Source organism: Deltaproteobacteria bacterium HGW-Deltaproteobacteria-6 (assembly GCA_002840435.1).
Lineage (GTDB): Bacteria > Desulfobacterota > Syntrophia > Syntrophales > Smithellaceae > UBA8904.
Map to the genome: position 1 here is coordinate 1 of PHAT01000033.1, position 1,477 is coordinate 1,477.

Consider the following 1,477-nt stretch of genomic DNA (forward strand, 5'->3'; position numbering starts at 1 on the left):
ATCGGGCAGCCCCGGTATGCGGACAACTTCACGTTCGGAGAAGAAAACGTGACGCAGCGCTCTGGACTGGTCTGATGCCTGCAATTCCAGAAATATGGCGCGTTCCCGTTTCATGCCTTCGGTAAAGGGGAGCTCGGTTGCGATTTTAACAGCTTCGATGCATTTGAACGGGGCGATGGCACCACGGAATTTGCGGGCATTGGCTTTGGCAAAATCGGCAAAAACAGAAGGGGAATCGACTTTGGCCTGTCGTTCGCTCACTTTGCGGACAGGACGTTTCTCATCAATAACCTTTTTAGCAAAGGCGAGCGCCTCCGCTTTCAGGTTGCCTTCAATGATTGCATCAAGAATGCCCATGTCTTTAGCCCGCGCCGCCGATACAGGAACACCGGAGGTGATCATTTCCAGCGCCGCCTGCACTCCGGCCACACGCGGCAGCCGTTGCGTTCCACCCGCTCCGGGCAGAAGTCCCAGTTTCACTTCCGGCAGGCCCACCCTTGCGGATGGCAAGGCAATGCGGAAATGACAGCTAAGCGGTATTTCCAGACCTCCGCCCAGTGCCGTTCCGTGAATTGCGGCTATGACCGGCTTGGGAGAATCCTCGATAAACTGGCAGACGTCCGGCAAATAAGGTTCCATGGGCGGCTTGCCGAACTCCCGGATATCGGCGCCCGCAATAAAAGTGCGTCCCTCACACAGGATGATCATGGCCGAAACATCGTTGTCCGCAATGCCTTTTTCCAGGTCTGCCTTGATTCCGGCGCGAACGGCCTGGGACAAGGCGTTTACCGGCGGGTTGTTAATGGTAATGATCCCGATGTTTCCTTCTTTCGAAAAACGCACGGTGTCTGACATGTTACGGCCTCCTTTTTTGAAAAAATGAATACAGACGAAAGTATTTTACTCCATTCATTTAGCAAATACCATACCAATGAATATTCATGGATCTGTGTATTCCAAAATGGCCCCCGGGTACTACCCGGCCAATGATATTACCGTGTGCGACACTGGGACGGATCAGCCATGCCGATAAATTGTTGCTGATGTATTTGACAAAGATGTATTTATTGTATACAATACCAATTATATTGTATATTAAATAAACAATATGGATTGTATGGCGGATATGAGCGATCAGCGCAAAGATAAGAAAAATGAGGCCGGTGGTCCGGCTGTTGCACGGAAGAATCCGGCAGGGGAAAAGCTGGGAGCGGCATTTGACGAACTGATCGGTAACAATGCCGCTTTTCGGGATGCTTTGATGACCGCCCAGCGGGCCGCTCAATCGGATATATCGGTTCTTATTATCGGGGAAAGCGGTACGGGTAAAGAAATTCTGGCACGTGCCATCCACCAGAGGAGCAGCCGCAGGGGCAAACCGCTGGTAGATGTCAATTGCGCAGCCATTCCGGACAGCCTGATCGAAAGCGAGCTTTTCGGATATGAACGGGGCGCCTTTACCGGCGCGCGCGCCGAG

General features: G+C 52.4%; 2 protein-coding genes. One reads left to right on the plus strand and one right to left on the minus strand.

Annotated elements, in window-relative coordinates:
- Positions 1-855, minus strand: an 855-nt coding sequence (locus CVU71_18600) for a 3-hydroxyacyl-CoA dehydrogenase (protein ID PKN16719.1), incomplete at its 3' end; no start/stop codon positions are given.
- Between the two features lie 253 nt (positions 856-1,108).
- On the opposite strand from CVU71_18600, the gene CVU71_18605 reads away from it, so the two are divergent.
- The coding region (locus CVU71_18605) for a hypothetical protein (protein PKN16720.1) at positions 1,109-1,477 on the plus strand (369 nt) is incomplete at its 3' end.